This is a genomic window from Paenibacillus sp. FSL H7-0940, assembly GCF_037979415.1.
GTDB classification, from domain to species: domain Bacteria; phylum Bacillota; class Bacilli; order Paenibacillales; family Paenibacillaceae; genus Paenibacillus; species Paenibacillus amylolyticus.
The window spans coordinates 2493992-2511022 of record NZ_CP150280.1; the positions used below are offsets into that span (position 1 = coordinate 2493992).

Here is a 17031-nt window from a genome sequence, read left to right on the forward strand (position 1 = left end):
CAGAGAGATAAGTCATACGAACCGATCAATCGCCTAGTTTCGCTAATGCTTCCTGTAGTTGTTCCAGTTGTTCAGACAGGGTTTCAATCAAGTTCTTCGTTTGGCTTGCCTTCTCCATTAAGATTTGCTCTTCAGAACTGTCTTCCGATACATTCCTGATTAGTGATGACTTCAATTCCGACAATTCGCGTTTGTACGTTTCTTGTTTCTCCAAAGCTATTCGCAGTTCTTCTTTCGTCGTACCGATCTGATGCTCCAGATATATGATGTCGGACGAGTTCGCTCCATCGGATACACGTTGTGAATATGTCATGACTCACCTCTTTCAATTTCATCCATTGCTTTGCCAACAGTGTAGGGCTCAATATCGATATCCAGCTCCATACCGAGAGCTAGTTTCGCCAGTTGACTCCCGATAAAAGGACCCATAGTCAGTCCAGAGGCTCCAAGTCCATTCGCGGCAATCAGACCTTGCCAGCCTGGAACAGCCCCCATTACTGGCAGAAAGCCCGGTGTGAACGGACGGAAGCCCACTCTTACTTCCTGGAATGTGCTATTAGCTAGCCCCGGCGCCAGTTCCAGACCTTTATTCAAAACTTCCTGCATGCCCCCTGCAGTGACTCTTGTATCATAACCCTCCACATCATTTTCATGAGTGGCACCAATCACAATCTTCTGTTGATCAAAGGCCAGCAGATATTGATCAGAAGGAGGCATGATCACAGGCCAGCGGCCTGTATCCTCCCCATCCGTGACATGTAGATGCATAATTTGTGCCTTTTGATAATGCACTTTAAAGTGTATGCCGAGTGGCTTCAGCAGTTCGTTGGCCCAAGCACCTGCACAGACAATAACTTCATCTGCCAGGAAACTCTGATCATTAACACTCACACCAATGACCCGATCCGCTTCGAATTGAAGCGTGGCGTCTCCATGGATCACTTCCGCTCCATTTCGCTGTGCAGACCGGATCAAGGCATCGCGCAGCGCTCTTCCATCTATACGTGCAGCACCGCTGATATGTACCGATTGATAACGTTCATCCAGCAATGGAAAACGATCACGGGTTTCTTTGGCATCAAAAGGTGTAATGTCGCCAATCTCCGGCGCATCTGTTTTGCGAAGATGGGCCCGCTCTTCCATCTTGTTGATTTTGTCCACGTCCGTATGAATACTAAGCGCGCCCACTTGAGCATAACCGGTTTCCGTTTCTCCTTCGCCTTCAAGCTCCGCTATGATGCCCGGATAGAACCGCGCACCTGCCTTGGCAAGCCGATACCAGTCCTGATTGCGACGCTGTGACAGCCATGGACAGATGATACCGGCAGCTGCATCCGTTGCCTGTCCTATATCTTTTCGATCTACGATGATTACCTCTGCGCCCCGCTTGGCTAATTGATAGGCTGTTGATGCCCCCAGAATACCCGATCCGACTACGATGACTTTCTTCATGTTTGCATCCCTTCCCTTAATCACTCATTCGTTATAGCGTATACCGTTTCGCATTCTGTTGGCAAGGCGGGCGTACTTTTAGATCCATAAATAGAGGCTGATCAGACTACAGTTCATACTCATTCATCCAATTAATAATCGTTGAAGCATTTATATGAAAACGTTTTATATATTGCCCGTCATTCAATTAAAATTATTCCATTTATGTAATATAATTCTTTCTAGGTTTCTTTTAACGCTGTAACCACGCCACTTACGCACATGATCCTTTAACGAAAAGAGGAATAACACGACGATGCCGAAACCTAGTATGGGGAATCCGCTGGATACCGATATGCCGCTCATGATTACAGGGCAAAACCAGTTGACCGTTGATGAATTGATGAATTGGAGCGACCATTCACGGGATTACAGCATTGTACAGTGCATCGGAGGAACAGGGCGAATCGCAGCAAAGAATCATGAATTTTCGATCAAAAAAGGGACCGCTCTCATTTTGTTCCCGGAGGTAACCTACCGTTACCACAATCTGAGTGATTCATTACGATTTGATTGTCTGTCTTTCAATGGCTATTTGTTGCCACGGTTCTTGCATACCTTGCAGATCGGGGAGCTGCGCGCCTTCAAGCCGGATGGAATGCTTCATATCCTGTTGCGTGAAATTACGTTGGCGCTGCAGTCCCGGCACAAGGATCAGATCTGGCACGTATCCGCATTACTGTACATGCTTTTGGTCAGATTAACCATTGAAGGTGAACGCTATAGTGCTTACGAACGTTCTGATGCCCGATTAAGATTGGATGAACTCATTACTTTTATCAAACAAAATTATCATCAGGATATTTCTCTCCCCTTGTTGGCTGAGCAGATGGACGTTACCGAGCAGCACCTCAATCGGATATTCAAAAAAGAATTTCAAATGACTCCATTGGAATATCTGATGCGATATCGGTTGTTGAAAGCCAAGGAAATGCTCATCGAAAATAACGCTACGACCGCTCATGAAATAGCCAAAGCCGTTGGTTTCAACAGTGCCAGTTACTTTGGATCAGTGTTCAAAAAATACGAAGGGATCTCCCCTATCGAGCTACGCAAGCAGTATCTGGATTAGAGCGCCTCCACATCAATCTCGGCCAGCGAGGATAACCGCAGTTCATGCATGGCGAATTCCAGACCACGCGTTACCTCGTTAGGTACGATGATACACCGAATACCTGCTGCATTGGCTGCCTTCAAGCCATTAGGTGAGTCTTCGAACACAATCGCTTCGGAAGCCTCGATCCCAAGACTCTGGAGAGCAAGAAGGTACAGTTCAGGGTCCGGTTTCACTCGCTTCACATCCTCGGATGTATGAACGACTGTGAAATAATCAAAAATGCCTAATTTCTGCAAGTAACCATGCACCCAGTCCCGTGTGGAGCTGGAAGCAACCGCAAGCTGAATCCCCTTTTCCCTCGCAGACTGAAGCAATTCATACACCCCTGGAAGAATGGCGGCCTGTCCCAAATAGACTTCGTATTTTTGTTCAGAGAGCAATTTGATATGATCATGATCTATCTTTTTTTGGAGCGCTTGCTCCAGATACAGAAATGGATGAAACTCCTCAAAGGATGTCCCCACATTTTTCGACCATAGCTCCAGACCAAGTTCCACTCCGTGCTCTTCATAAATATCGCGAAACGCATAATACCAAGGTGTCTCTGTATCAACAATGAGTCCATCAAAATCAAATATAAAAGCTTTTACCATGAACCTGTTCTCCCTCCAATGATCGGCCGGGGGAGCGGATTAGAAACGTGCGGTCAAGTCCGGATGAGTAACGTTCACGGATAAAAAGTGACACGTACAGCCCGTTCCAGTCGGCGACTGAACAACTAATCCAGCTCGAAGTTCCCCTTGTATCGGCATGCCGAAATATCGAATTAGTTTCCACTCTTCCCCATCGGGTGAATAAAAGAATGATATGCAGCCCTCTACTTTGCGTATACGCAGATAGGGATTAGGTACGGAGACTTCAACCGAATTACAATCATCGGATGAACCATCACGTGTCACCACCGACACGATGGTAGGCGCTTTACCATCATACTCAAAACAAATTTTGCACCAGTTACGATCATCCGCCATCACCATTAGGCATCCGGAATCATATTGATTTTTCATATCAACGGTTAATTGGGTTGTGATTTCGAAATCGCCAGGCACAGGCATGGACAAGAAAGGAGCAGTTGCACGAATATGCTTGCCCGCAGGGTCCTGGAAAAAGTCGGTGTCCGCTTTCGCCTCCACCAGCACACCTCCCTGATCCGTATAGGACCAGATTTCGGGCTCGTTCATCCAGCTCCATTGCTTCCGTGCTTCTGTTGTCATTACGTTAGTCATTTTTAGCAGCCTCCCAAGTTAAAATATGTTCTAGAGGTAGTTCAAAAAGTCCGCTTTTGATTACGAAGGATGCCTAGTGGCATCATCAGCATCGAATATGGCATTCAGCCGAAATGTCCGTTGCTCACGTAGCTCTATCTACGCTCCGCTACTCCATTTCTAGCTTCATCCCATCTTCTCGGTACTGAAAACCGCTCTTTTTGAACATGCATTTACTAGTTTTTTTCTGTACTACATATTCGCTCCAGATACAGTAAACCCCTTTTTCTACATATTTTTGTAAGGTTCCAGCACTTGGGAGTGCTTTTGTGGATCTGGCAGGAAAAACATAATGACCATGAGTACAACATATAGACCAAGAATGACGCTGAATAACAGTGTTGGATTGTGATGGTAGAGCAGGCCCGTCAGGTAACCGGATGGAATGGCTGTAAGCGTCATGACGGTCTGCACGGCCGAGAACATATCGGCTTTCTCATGCGTACCCAATCGGTTCATTAGCAGGGAATCCCGGTACGTCTGCAAAATGAAGTTACCCGCAGCGAGCACGATTAGCGTGAGAAACAACATCCCTATATTCCCCACAGGGATCAACAGAAACAGAATGGCTCCGGCCGTGCTAAGCACGATGGAAAAACCAACATACTTTTCTTCCGAACGCCGTTTCAATCGCGGAATGATGACCAGATAGAGCAGCATGACGGTTACCGCAGTCACTACTGGGATAAACGAAATAACACGGTCATCAAATTTCAACTGTTCCTTGAAGAATATGACCTGGAAGAAATTCAGCTGCAAAATCAGATTGGATAACACCGTGATCAGAATAATCGGAAAAAGTCTCCGTTTGTAGAACGATTTGCCGAACAAGCGCAGACTTGAACCCAAGCTCTGAAGCACGCGGGTTTTACTATGCAATCCCATAAGTTCCTTGCCGACCTCGGTCTCATCCGTGTATCGGTTACGAATGAAAAACATGGCGGTCATGAGGATGCCTCCGACAAAGTAAATGCTGGCGAGTGTAGGCACAATACCATAATCAGCAATGACCACCCCGGCAATAGGCGTGAGTACCCCAGCCCCTGTAATGATCATGTTGAGAATGGCAAATACCTTGGATCGTTTGTGTTCCTCCACATCCTCTATGATCAGACAGTTAAAGGCGACCGTTACAAACTTGGATGTTGCATTCAGTAAATAAGCGATCAGAAACAGCCAGAAGTTCTGGGAGAAGGCCCAGATGAACATGGGAACACTCCAGGCAAGCAGATCAAAGATCAGTGTTGTTCGTTTTCGTCCCAGCTTATTCGTAATGGAACCTGCAAACAATTGAAAGATAAAGGCAAAATAAAGATTCACCGAATTGATTAAACCGATTTCTATGTCCGAAAGTCCGGCTTCCTTCATATATAAAGGAGCGTAGAATAGAACGATCGTGCCCGGAATGGCCCATACCGGTTCGAGTAAAATGGAGTAGCGTGGATTCTTCGGCAAATCTTGAAGCAATTTCAATCGATATCCCTTCCTTCTGCGGTTTTCACCGCTGCGAATTCCAACTTCTCGCAGCGGCAAACCCGCTAATGTCTACATGCTTATAGTACCTCTTATAGGATAAGAGCTGTTTTGACCGAATTCATCGGCAACTTCTCTCCAGTATGCATGTCATAACCAATCGTTCCATTAAAGGCCTGTTCATAATCACTCAGCAGTTCCTTGGCTGTCACCATCTGTTCCAGTTCCGGGATGCTTTGGGCAAATTTCAGTGCCGTACTGATCATCGAGTGATTAGCAACTGCACCGATGATACTAATGCCATCATTAATCACGGCTGTTGATTTGAACGTCACCTCATAGCTGTCGTCATATCCCATAGGAATAATTTTGCCGCCTTTGGCAATCAGCTCAAACCCTACATGAAGCTGGTTACCAACCGCGTCCACTACAATATCAAACTTTTTGTTATTATTGATCTCGTATACTTTATCCAGTGTCAGATCCTGAGGATAGAACACATGATCCGCGATCCCTGAAGCGAACTCTTTGCGGTATGGATCAACTTCCGTGCCTACGGTAAGCCTTGCCAATCGTTTGCTAACAAGCTGACACAGGGAACCGATTGCTCCAGAACCAAGGACGAGTACAGAGTCACTTGGCTTAGTTCCTGCTTTCATGAACGTCTGAAGTACACATCCCAGTGGTTCGATCATCATGGCCGTTTCCCAACTCATGGAATCCGGGATGGCATAGATATACTTTTCGTCCCCAACAAAATATTCAGCAAAGGTTCCGTGTGTCGTCATCCCTACTTGATAATCATCAAAATTCTCGCAGTAGATGAACAGACCCTCACGGCAGTATGAACAGGTACCGCAAGATTGCGTGGGATCAACCAATACCCGATCACCGATCTTGAAACCACGAACGTCGTCGCCCACCTCAACCACTGTGCCTACGCCTTCATGACCAATGATCGTTCCTTTATTCGCAGGCACTTTGCCTTTGACAATATTCAGATCTGTACCGCAGATGCCGGAACCATAGATTTTAATTTTCACCTGGTTTGGCTTTTGAATGGTTGGCTCCTCAATCTCCTGGTAAGTCACCTGTTTGAGATCCTGATATACGAGTGCTTTCATTGAATAATTCCTCCTAGTGGATTGTTGATTATGATCTATGGATTAAGCTTCAAACGTTTTCGAAAGTTGCATCGCATGAAGATGTTCCTGCTTCTGAATCTCTTTCCAGTCTGACAGGATCTGCAACAGCGCTTCCTCGACCCATAGCAATTCTTCCCGTGTATGGGCATCAGAGAAAATAAAGTATCCTTTGGTGAAAATGCCGAAGTGAGCCATTCTCTTCACCATGAACTCGCGGAAAGGATCGGTTTGGAAGTTATCTTCAGCCAAGGATTGAATGCAGAAGCTTGCATAAGTCCCTCTCACTTCCAATTGATCCGTCAATCCGAGTAACACAAGTTCAGATTCCAGACGATCCATGATCCGGGTTGCCGGATCACGCCAAGTCGGCCATACTTTCGCATTTTTCATTAATCGTTCACAGGCAATAGCTGCCGCGAGCGCTGTCGTTTCACTGGAATGGGCATTACTGAATCTGACCTGTCCTGACAAAGACATCAAGTGCTCAGGCCCCATAACCGCTGCGAGCGGTAAACCGTTGGCCATACCTTTAGAGATACAGAGCAGATCAGGCCAGATGTCATATTCTCCTGCTGTAGCCTGCTTGCCCATTCGAATACCGGAAGTTACCTCATCGAATATGATAATGATGTCCAGAGACCGACATAGGTTTACGGCTTCCTCCAGCGCATCCTTTTTCCACTCGTTGGGGCATAGAACAATACATGCGATATCCTCGGGAGACGCGGTAATCTGAGCCTCAATTCGCTCCGTAGTAGGCTTGTTGACCCAGATCGTTGAACGCTCGATATCCACGGGGATGCCACGTTCTTTCGTCTGGCCACCATAATAACCGTAGGCAGACCAGTCGTGCCACCCATGATAAGCTGTCGCAATAACCTTGCTTTTGCCACTAGCGGCACGGGCCAGACGCACGGCCCCACTCACTGCATCAGCACCACTCTTGGTGAAGCGCAGCGATGGATAACGACCCTCGAACCGCTCCAGAATCAACTCGGCACATTCAAGCTCGATGTCGGCAGGTAAAGAAAAGCTTGTCCCTTTTTTCAACTGGTGAATGACGGTTAATTGGACTTCATGTCTGGCATGGCCCCATGGCGCCGTACCCATGGCCATTTCGCAATCCAGCCATTCATTCCCGTCGATATCTGTAAATCGGGAGTTATAAGCCTCTGCACAACATACGGGGGTATGGCCCGGAAATAAACGTTCAGGTGCTTTGGCTAAAGTGCTGCATCCGCTCGGAATTACCTTCTCGACTTGTTCCAACCACTCCAGATTACGGGTAAACCGTACGGCACGATCGAGCGTGCTCTCTTTTTCTTTCACCTTAAGTACCTCCCTGTTTATTTTCGTTGTGAGTGAATTACCGAACTTTGGTTCCAGGCCAGCATCCATCGTATATGCGATCCATCGTGATCACATTGCCATACAGATCAATGATCAGATCCTTGGCTCGATGAGCATGTCTCATCTCAATCCAGTAGCGGTTCTCCAGCAAACGGGCGAAATTGTCCACCAAAAACAGTAACCGGTTCTCACTATGAATCAATTCCTTGCCCAGTACCTGTGGCAGCCAGATGGCCCCGTTGGAATTAAAGCGGTTTGAATAGTCCCGTACTTCGGCTACATTTGCAAATTCGGCTTCCTCCAGCTTGTTCCAGAATGTATCGGCATCGCTTCGAACCTCGGCAAGGTCAATCCCGACAATCGGCAGATGCTGGTATTCCTCTTGGCTTTCCAGCTGTGCTTTCAGATGACTGAAAACGAATGGCCACACATCAGCCTCGATTTGACCGCCCCACTTTTTCCAGAATCGTGCCAGATTGTTCTTCCGGTTGAAGTTGCGGTGAATGCCGCTGCTGCGTTCCCAGTGATATGCTTGAATATTCGGATTAATGACTGTATCGTATCCGGCAGCTCGTGCCCGCATCTGATAATCAAAGTCCTCGTATCCGTTAAAGAATTTCTCATCGAGGTTGCCGATGGTCTCATACACCTCCCGCTTCATGCCAAACATGGCAAACACCACCAGTTGAACAGAGAAGGTTTCTTTTGGGATATCATCAGGAGATGCGTTCAGGAACAGGTGTCGGCCGATGGTGTCCGCAAAAGCAATGCCGCAATGCTGCACGCCTCCTGTTTGCGGATACAACAGAACGCCCCCAATCATGCCAATCGTAATATCGCTATCCAGTGTCTCTTTCATCATCGGTTGCCAGTTCGGTTGAAGAATGGTGTCAGAATCCAGGAAGAAAATGTACTCTCCCTTGGCTAGGCTCAGTGCGCTATTAATCGACACGGCGCAACCGAGTGGAAAATCATGCTGAAGAATCTCGATGGTCACACCTTCTCTTACTTCTTGCTTCAGTTTATCCAGATGTTGAAAGACTGCTGAGCCGGAACCATCGTTGATGAAAATAATCTGAGTGGATGGGCTTACCGTCCGGAGTAGCGAATCTGTGAACAGGTTCAAAATGTTATAGTCCTGGTTGACTGGCACAATAATGGTGTAAAGCATGGAATCCCTCCTGATTTGGGTTGATGGAATGAGTACATAAGCTGACTTTGAACTGCACAATTGCATGTGCTTCTGTCCGGCCTCCTCGTTTGAATATTTTGTCTTTATTTGGTAATGATTTGAATCTACTAGAAATTTATATCTTTTTTTGTAAACTGGAAATCTTAAATTCTGAACTCTGTTAATATTTGAATATGTGAGAAAATCAAGTTTTTGTAGCTTGCGCACTGAGAAACGCTGTTGTGAACGCAAAAAAACACCCTCAAAGAGTCTGTGTATCTAACGATACATTCGACTTTTTTTGGGGTGTTCGCTTGATGGAAATCTATTGATTCTCGCTGAATTAACCTTTAGCTATCGCTGCTTAAATCCATGATAAAACGTATCCACCACAAGTGCAGGGGCTGCTTTTCTCGCGATATGACCACTTACAACCTGCTGCCACGTCAGGAACATGATGGAATACAGCACATCGACAATCCAGGTTTTATCGAGATCGGAGCGGAAATAACCTTTCTGTTGTAACAGACCGACCGCATGGAGTACCGGTTCTCTTAGTTTCAGATCTGCTCCCTCAATCTCGGGATTATAGTTAATGGTGGTGTCATGAGCCAGAAAATAAATTTTGTCGCCTAATGGAATCAGCGCCTCGATCAGCTCAGGTATGTACTTTTCACAGTGCTCCTCATCCAGTTGGATTTCTTTCATGGTCTCACTGACCACCTCGATTGCGCGTAATCCGAGATATACCATGAGCTGTTCGCGGCTTTCCACGTATCGATGTAACGTAGCGATCCCGATTTTTGCAGATTCTGCAATCTCATTCATGGATGCATTCGGTTTTTCAATCAGCAATTTGGTGGCCTCGTCCAAAATGGAATGAAGCCTGGTTTGTTTGATTGTTGTCATTTCCTTTTTCATTGGTATTACACCTCTTGGCGAATTAGTCTACAATTGATCTAGTCATCCATCAAATGATTGGATGAGATTATAAAATTATAGCATACTTCCTCACGAGTAATACTAAAAGCCGCCATTTGGCGGCTCTTAGCATGGTTATCTTTCACGTTACTTACAGTTCGATGATTCTCGTTGCAATATTTGTACAAAATTCACGATCATGCTCTACAAAAAGCAGGGTTGGCGAGTATTCCAAGAGTAAGTCTTCGATCTGCATACGTGAAATGACATCTACAAAGTTGAGTGGTTCATCCCAAATATGCAGATGAGCTTTCTCACTAAGACTTTTGGCAATGAGCACTTTCTTTTTTTGACCTGCGCTAAACGTTGAGATATCTTTCTCCAATTGCAGTCTGGAAAAATCCAACTTTCGAAGTATCGATTTAAACAGGCTTTCATCAATCCCCTGTGTGGCCGCATACTCAGATAAATGTCCTCCGAGATCGGACGTGTCCTGCGACACATACGAGATTTTAAGCTGATGATCCTTTCGGAAAAGACCTGTATAAGGGATATCTTCACCACAGATCAGTTTAAGAATGCTTGATTTGCCAGATCCATTTTTACCGTACAGGTTAATACGATCCCCTTGTTCAACCGTGATACTGACATCCTTACACACCGTATTGGAGCCGTATGATATCGACACATGTTCCAATTCAACAAGTTCCTGCTTGTGAAAATCCAGCTGATGAATCTGTAAACGTTCTGCACTCTCGATATTTTTGAGAAGTTTGGATTTCTCTTGAATCGCAGATTGCTGCCTTTGTTCGATATTTTTGGAACGTTTCATCATTTTGGCAGCCTTGTGCCCGATATATCCTTTATCCACCTTGGAGCCGGAATTTCTCGTACCATTTTTGGTTTTTTCAACTTCATGCGACCATCCACCGGTCCGTTTGGCTGAATCGGATAAACGCTTGATATCCTTTATTAATTTCTCATTACTCGCAAGTTCAAACTGATCTTGCCTTCTTTTATTTTCCCACCAAGCGGAGAAATTGCCTTTCTGAATCTCGATGTTACTTTTATTGATGGAAAGGATATGGTCCACGCTGTGATCTAGAAAGGATCGATCGTGAGATACCAAAATAAATCCACTCTTGCTACCAAGATAATTACTGACAATTTGTCTTGCATGAAGATCAAGATGATTGGTAGGTTCATCAATGAGCAGAAACCGATTATCCTTCAGGAACAAAGCAGCCAGCATCACCTTTGTTTGTTCTCCGTTGGATAACGTATCAAAAGGCCGATACAACACATCTTCTGACACTTTTAACAGGTTAAGCTCGCGCACAACTTGCCAGTGTAGATATTCAGGATGAATCTCGCCGATGACATCAACGGTCATGGCTCCCTTATTTTCTACCTGGAAAGGAAAGTATTCAAAGCTAACATTCGCAGAGATATGTCCGCTGTATTCATATTTGCCAAGCAACAGATTGAGGAATGTCGTTTTGCCTCTGCCGTTCCTTCCGGTAAAACCCAATTTCCAATCGGAGTCCAACTGAAAACTGACATTTTCAAATATATTATCGTAACTGCCTTCATAAGCAAAGGTCAGGTTGGTAACGTTGATTAAAGACATGCATATCATCCTTTTTATGTGAAATATAAAAGTAAACTGACGGGATTTCACCATAGAACATGGCATGGATTCCCTCACTTTAATATTTGAACATAATCAGAATTTAGATTCGCTTATACAATAAAGAAACCTGGCGATAAACCACTCAGCGCCAAGTAGATCTATGCATAGGAGGACAAAGTGTCGGATTCTGATTAGTCATATTGTGAACCATGCCACTGTTCATGTTTGTTGACAGGTCCACATAAACATCCACAACCTCTAATTCAGTCATGACTCTATCCCCCTTTGAAAGTTCAAAATTTAATACAGAAAACTTAACATGGAATACGATATGGGTCAAGACAGTGTAGCCTCGATCTCATCTTCCATCCCCGTACCGTTAAACCATTGTGTTTTCTGGCTTACACACCTCTACGTAAATTTTGATGATGTACTCATCGGGATTACTTTCTGCAAAATAAGTGAGCAGGTCCAGTGCATACACATGTCCACAGACTTGCAGTCCCTCTTTTTCTATCTCCTCTTTCATGAGGGAATACGTCTCCGGCATGCTTTCGTATGAACCTCGATGATTCATGACGGCATACATCCCTTTTGGCTTAATCCATATCGTTTCCCCTGAAATTGGAGCTTTTATTTTGTTGCCAAAGTAATCCGGATAGTATTCTCCTGCCTCATAGTGCTCCTGACGTAGGATCGTCCATACCGGAAACTCATAATCAATCATCTGTTCATCACAATGGGTCCTGTATTCAATGAACTTACGGAAAAATTCCTTATCCCCATCCCCTTGCTCCAGTTGAACAGTAATAAAATACTCCAGCTCACATTGTTCGATATGCAGCCCTTCAGGAGAAGCATCCGTGGCTTGTTTCGTCATTTCAATGGCACCACTTAGCAGCTTTTGCATACGTTTGATTCGTTGTTGCTCCAACTCAAGTGCCTTTAATTTCTGTTCAAACAGCTCAATTAACAATGGTGTATTCTGATTTTGAATAAACGACTTAATCTCTTGGAGTGAGCTTCCTGCCTTTTTCAGCACATGTATGACATCCAGCACATACGTTTGTTGCATACCATAATAGCGGTAGCCCTTGGCATTGGTATATTCAGGCTTTAACAGCTCAATCTGGTCATAATGAAACAAGGTATGTTTGGTCACTCCGCAGATCTTGGCAAATTCACTGGTGGTAAAGTGTTGTGCGTGATGTCCAGCCATCTAAGGGCCCTCCATGTACATATGTAGTCTAAGTTTTATCAATATACATGCATTATAGTGTGTAAAGAAAAGTTTGACTATAGGGTTACCCGATAGTTTAGTCTTTGAATTGTAAGTTATTCATATCGTCGGAGGGAAACATGTCAAAATTCAAACGCTGGATGATTCTTGTTATTGTCTCAAGTGCACTATTACTAATTGTGATGGATATGACCATCCTGTACACAGCCTTACCCAGCTTGACCCATGATCTCGGTGCATCTGCTTCGGAGAAATTATGGATTCTGAACGGTTACTCCCTTGTCATGGCGGGTCTTCTTCCTGCAATGGGAACACTCGGGGACCGTCTTGGTCATAAAAAAATATTTACCTTGGGCTTGGTCGTCTTTTCTGCTGCTTCTCTTGCTGCTGCCTTTTCTCCAGTACCGGCTATGCTAGTCATGAGCAGAATTCTTCTTGCTGTAGGTGCATCCATGATGATGCCAGCGACATTGTCGATTATCAGAGTTACGTTTACGAATGAGCGAGAACTCGCACTGGCAATCGGCATCTGGGGTTCCATTGCATCAGGTGGTGCTGGATTGGGACCGATTGTTGGTGGACTGCTTCTTCAACACTTCTGGTGGGGTTCTGTGTTTCTGATTAACCTGCCCATAGCCATTATCGCTTTTGTATTCGCCTTAAAAATGATCCCTAAACATCAAGGGGATGCATCGAAAAAGTGGGACTTCACCAGTTCCATTCAGATCATGATTGCCATGGTCGGAATTATCTATTCCATTAAGGAATTCACAAGACGCGAAGGATCTCTGACACTCGCTATCATAGCTGCTGTGATCGGTGTTCTGTCCCTGATCATCTTTATTCGCCGTCAGAATAACAGTCCCAATCCGCTGCTGGATCTGTCCTTATTCAAAATCCCAAGATTCAGTACCGGCTTTATTACCGCACTGGTTGGCTTGTTTGCACAAATGGGTGTGCAATATATGGTCACTCAGCGGCTTCAACTGGTGGAAGGCATGTCACCGCTTCAGGCTGGACTATTCACCGTATCCATACCTGTTGCAGCACTCATCGCCGGACCTGTTACGGGGGCTATTATGCACCGTGTGGATGTTGTATATATCAAAAGCTTCACCCTCTTCATCGCTGCCCTTGGCATGGGGACGTATCTGATGTATTTCAATGCTGGGTTCACTGGGCAGATTATCGGCTTGGCACTGCTTGGTGCAGGTCTTGGATCAGGGATGACCGCTGCATCACATTCCATTATGAGTTATGCCCCACCACACAAAGCGGGCATGGCCGCTTCCATTGAGGAAGTGGGTTATGAGCTGGGCGGAGCATCCGGTATTGCAATCATCGGAAGCATGTCGACCCTTTTCTACACACTCGCTATGAAGATTCCTGCGGGGATTAGTGTGCCAGCCAATGCGAAGGACAGTCTGGATGAAGCACTTATCGCTGCCGAAAGCTTGCCTGCTGCGTCTGCTGAATCGCTCAAAAATGCCGCCTTTGCTGCATTTGACCAATCCTTCTTTGTTGTCATTGCAGGTGTGACCGTATTTCTGTTCATTGCTGCTCTGATTATGAGTTGGGTTGCTGTGCGATTGAAACGAACCCACAAGCACAGCGTTAAAATGTAATGAAATTCACTTCATGAAACAAAGCGAGGTATATACGAAATATGTCAAAAGAAGAGGATTAACTCAATTAAATTAACGTCAAAAACCATTACCTGAGTTGTTTCAGGTAATGGTTTTTGATATGCCTGATAACCGAAGCTTACCACCTTGCTGCACCTCACGGAAGATAGGCATCCTCTACCTCAACTTTTCGTTCATTCCCCATCGCAATGTATCTTACGTTAATGACATTTCCTTTCTGAAAATGGGGAATATGTGTGATTGGAATATAAGTCTCTACAATTGTTGGGAAGGTGCGCCCGTCAACTTGGGTTACAGTCAGATCCAATCGCACGCCAGGCCTTCCATCCCTACTGGATGATGTCTGCACAATATCATGAATTATTGCTTCTGTTGGAATTCCGTCCATCAGAATGCTCTTGCGAAGGTAATGTTTCTCTTTATTGTTACGTAGCAGTTTAAATGCCATAATCGTAGTGATCGTGCCTGTTATAAGCCCAAAGACAATAATAGCGACAATAATAATTAATGTGACGGTCATGATAACCTCCTTTTAGTTGAAACTTATGTTAACTACTTCTTGTTTAGATCTCTTATTCCTGCCAATTTGCTTGAATGGGAAAGCTTTAACGTCAAAAAAGCCGCCTTAATGGCGGCTTCATGCTGTGTATGTTCAACTCAACTTAGTCTACTTTCGCACCATACGAGCGCACAAACATAACGGCTTGTTCGCGATCCAAACGTACGCCTTTGATATCCAGTGATTTCAGATCGATTCCTTCCAGGTTAGCCCCTCTAAGATCGGCCCCTTGAAGCTTGGCTCTGCTTAATACAACTCGGGTAAGATCACAGTCTCTCAAATCCGCTTTGGTGAAATCCGTGTCCGTAAAGTCAGCCTCAAAGAAACGAATTCCTCTCAGATCCTGTTTCCCCAAACGTGTATGTCTCAGATTTGTATAGGACCAATCGCCGTGACTTAGTGTGATGCCATCCATTTGCGCACCTGAAAAGTCTGAGCCTGTCATCTTGCAGGAGCTAAATTTGGAAGCAAAGAGATTCGCACCAAAGAAGGTACAGTTTTCAAAAGCCGATTCCGTATGAATCGAACCATTCATGGAAGCCCCTTTGAAGTCACACTCGATAAAACGACAGTTACTCGTTTCGATTTCTTCCATAGAAGCGTTCATAAATGTACACTGTTTGAAAACACAGCTTATGAGTTCTCCATAGCGCAGGTCACGTCCCTCAAAATGTACTGCTTCATATTCCTGATCCTTATATTGATACACTGGTTACACCCCACATTGTATATTTCTCCGTCTTTCTTCATTAAAAGAACTTTTTATACTATACCACACCGCTGTCAAGTACCTGCTTAAATGCCCGCAAAAGTCAAGTTACTTTTTTTATGAGTAAAATCTGAAAACTAAAAAAGGAACGCATAAAGCGCCCCTCCAGCTCACACTTTTAACTGTTCCAATGTGGGCTTATATATATGAAACTCTCCAGTTAGCTGCTTGTTCTATTCCTATCAGAAAACATTACACCAGTTTTTTGGACATCCTGTACAGGAATAACGAAGGTTTATTGATTTCTCCTACTCTCTGGTATCCCAAACGCTCGTAGAGTTTAATAGCTAGTAGGTTTTCCTTTTTAACCGTAAGTGAGGATTTGGACAGACCTTGTGTTATAGCTTGCTCCTCAGCAAAATGAATGAGCTGTGTCCCTACACCAAGTCCTCTGCTTTCAGGCAACGTAGCCAATGTTCCGATGTGGTACTCGTCGTTCTCCGCTTCTTTTAATGTCACCATGGAGTAGAACTCTTTCCAGTGTTGGAGATTATACTTAATCAGGCTCCATTTCCGAAGTTCAAACAGTTTGGAGAACGTTGGCAAAGCAAGTTTGTTCATTATAGTGGTCGGATAACACATGATCATGCCCAGCGTTTGGTTACCCATTTTAGCTTCATAAGCATATTGGTGACTGAATCGGTTCTGATTCGAACGCCATAACTTGTTAAATGTTTTTTCTATAATGCCTTTATCCTTGGTACCTGCAAGCGAATAGGCCATATATTCAAGTGCCATCTGATTTAGCTGCCCGCCGACTAATGATTGTGGACTGGCTTTTGTTATGGAAATCTTATTCATCGCTGTCACTCCTCTAGGTAGTTGAAATTGGACTAAAGCTTGGCAGCAGGTTGGTTGAATGATAACCCCTCAACGATCACATTCACCGTATCAATGGTTAATCCGGTCAGCTGTTCCACATGCAATCTCACATTGTTTTGCAATTCCCTGCAGACTTCATGCACTTTTGTTCCATAACAAACGACAACCTTTACGTTTATCTCCAGTCTTGATTCTACCTTGCGGATATCTATGCCATTTTGTAGACTTTTCCCGCTCCACTTTTTGGTGATGCCCTCTATAAGTCCTGTCGACATGGAGGAAATCTCACTGGTAGTATTTGCGATCTTGCCGACAATTTTGGAGATCACATCATCCGATATTTGAATTTTTCCCAAAACATTTTGAATGGACATCCTAGGTCCCCCTCTTTATACCTGCATTTTTGATAGATAATAATATCATTTAATA

Annotated in this window: 17 protein-coding genes; 2 read left to right on the plus strand and 15 right to left on the minus strand. The window is 44.7% G+C overall.

Translation table 11 applies throughout. The features are described 5' to 3' along the window. Window positions 1–25 precede the first annotated feature (25 nt). Together MHB71_RS10955 and MHB71_RS10960 are read right to left on the minus strand one after the other, a co-directional pair. Entirely contained in the window at window positions 26–313 is a 288-nt protein-coding gene (locus MHB71_RS10955) for a hypothetical protein (protein WP_340029580.1), read from the minus strand. After that, a complete protein-coding gene (locus MHB71_RS10960; RefSeq protein WP_340029581.1) occupies window positions 310–1452 on the minus strand; it encodes an FAD-binding oxidoreductase in 1143 nt (380 codons plus the stop codon). Before MHB71_RS10960 ends, MHB71_RS10955 begins: the two co-directional genes overlap by 4 nt. Before the next feature lie 295 nt (window positions 1453–1747). Between MHB71_RS10960 and MHB71_RS10965 the strand changes: the two genes are divergently transcribed. Further along, complete coding sequence (locus MHB71_RS10965; RefSeq protein ID WP_051447072.1) at window positions 1748–2563, plus strand: AraC family transcriptional regulator; 816 nt, start codon at window positions 1748–1750, stop codon at window positions 2561–2563. Here the strand turns inward: MHB71_RS10965 and MHB71_RS10970 are convergent. The 9 genes from MHB71_RS10970 to MHB71_RS11010 all read right to left on the minus strand — a co-directional run bounded on the left by MHB71_RS10970 (window position 2560) and on the right by MHB71_RS11010 (window position 12785). Further along, a complete protein-coding gene (locus MHB71_RS10970; protein WP_047842847.1) occupies window positions 2560–3201 on the minus strand; it encodes an HAD family hydrolase in 642 nt (213 codons plus the stop codon). The genes MHB71_RS10965 and MHB71_RS10970 overlap by 4 nt on opposite strands. Before the next feature lie 39 nt (window positions 3202–3240). After that, complete coding sequence (locus MHB71_RS10975; protein WP_340029582.1) at window positions 3241–3834, minus strand: DUF1349 domain-containing protein; 594 nt, start codon at window positions 3832–3834, stop codon at window positions 3241–3243. Between the two features lie 267 nt (window positions 3835–4101). Further along, on the minus strand, window positions 4102–5346 hold the full coding sequence (locus MHB71_RS10980; RefSeq protein WP_051449724.1) for an MFS transporter: 1245 nt from the start codon (window positions 5344–5346) through the stop codon (window positions 4102–4104). Between the two features lie 92 nt (window positions 5347–5438). Further along, on the minus strand, window positions 5439–6470 hold the full coding sequence (locus MHB71_RS10985) for an alcohol dehydrogenase catalytic domain-containing protein (RefSeq protein ID WP_036608226.1): 1032 nt from the start codon (window positions 6468–6470) through the stop codon (window positions 5439–5441). A 42-nt stretch (window positions 6471–6512) separates the two neighbouring features. Next, window positions 6513–7820 (minus strand): aminotransferase class III-fold pyridoxal phosphate-dependent enzyme, encoded by a 1308-nt coding sequence (locus MHB71_RS10990; RefSeq protein WP_338708741.1) that lies wholly within the window; start codon window positions 7818–7820, stop codon window positions 6513–6515. Window positions 7821–7857: 37 nt separating this feature from the next. Then, window positions 7858–9012 carry a glycosyltransferase gene (locus MHB71_RS10995; RefSeq protein WP_076249421.1) on the minus strand — a complete coding sequence of 385 codons (1155 nt, stop codon included), beginning with the start codon at window positions 9010–9012 and terminating at the stop codon, window positions 7858–7860. Between the two features lie 354 nt (window positions 9013–9366). Next, complete coding sequence (locus MHB71_RS11000) at window positions 9367–9933, minus strand: helix-turn-helix domain-containing protein (protein WP_036608234.1); 567 nt, start codon at window positions 9931–9933, stop codon at window positions 9367–9369. Between the two features lie 151 nt (window positions 9934–10084). After that, window positions 10085–11563, minus strand: coding sequence for an ABC-F type ribosomal protection protein (abc-f, locus tag MHB71_RS11005; protein ID WP_340029583.1), 1479 nt, complete (start codon window positions 11561–11563; stop codon window positions 10085–10087). Window positions 11564–11945: 382 nt separating this feature from the next. Beyond that, the gene (locus tag MHB71_RS11010) at window positions 11946–12785 is read right to left on the minus strand and encodes a MerR family transcriptional regulator (RefSeq protein WP_047842841.1); all 840 of its coding nucleotides are present in this window, start codon (window positions 12783–12785) and stop codon (window positions 11946–11948) included. A 140-nt stretch (window positions 12786–12925) separates the two neighbouring features. Between MHB71_RS11010 and MHB71_RS11015 the strand changes: the two genes are divergently transcribed. Continuing rightward, window positions 12926–14431: an MFS transporter gene (locus MHB71_RS11015; RefSeq protein ID WP_340029584.1), complete on the plus strand. Its 1506-nt coding sequence runs from the start codon at window positions 12926–12928 to the stop codon at window positions 14429–14431. A 157-nt stretch (window positions 14432–14588) separates the two neighbouring features. Here MHB71_RS11015 and MHB71_RS11020 read toward each other — a convergent pair whose 3' ends face one another. From MHB71_RS11020 to MHB71_RS11035, 4 genes are all read right to left on the minus strand, one after another. After that, on the minus strand, window positions 14589–14972 hold the full coding sequence (locus tag MHB71_RS11020; protein ID WP_340029585.1) for a hypothetical protein: 384 nt from the start codon (window positions 14970–14972) through the stop codon (window positions 14589–14591). Window positions 14973–15114: 142 nt separating this feature from the next. Beyond that, the gene (locus tag MHB71_RS11025) at window positions 15115–15720 is read right to left on the minus strand and encodes a pentapeptide repeat-containing protein (protein WP_340029586.1); all 606 of its coding nucleotides are present in this window, start codon (window positions 15718–15720) and stop codon (window positions 15115–15117) included. A 252-nt stretch (window positions 15721–15972) separates the two neighbouring features. Beyond that, complete coding sequence (locus MHB71_RS11030) at window positions 15973–16581, minus strand: N-acetyltransferase (RefSeq protein ID WP_340029587.1); 609 nt, start codon at window positions 16579–16581, stop codon at window positions 15973–15975. A 32-nt stretch (window positions 16582–16613) separates the two neighbouring features. Next, window positions 16614–16976, minus strand: coding sequence for an Asp23/Gls24 family envelope stress response protein (locus MHB71_RS11035; RefSeq protein WP_340029588.1), 363 nt, complete (start codon window positions 16974–16976; stop codon window positions 16614–16616). Between the last annotated feature and the right edge of the window lie 55 nt (window positions 16977–17031).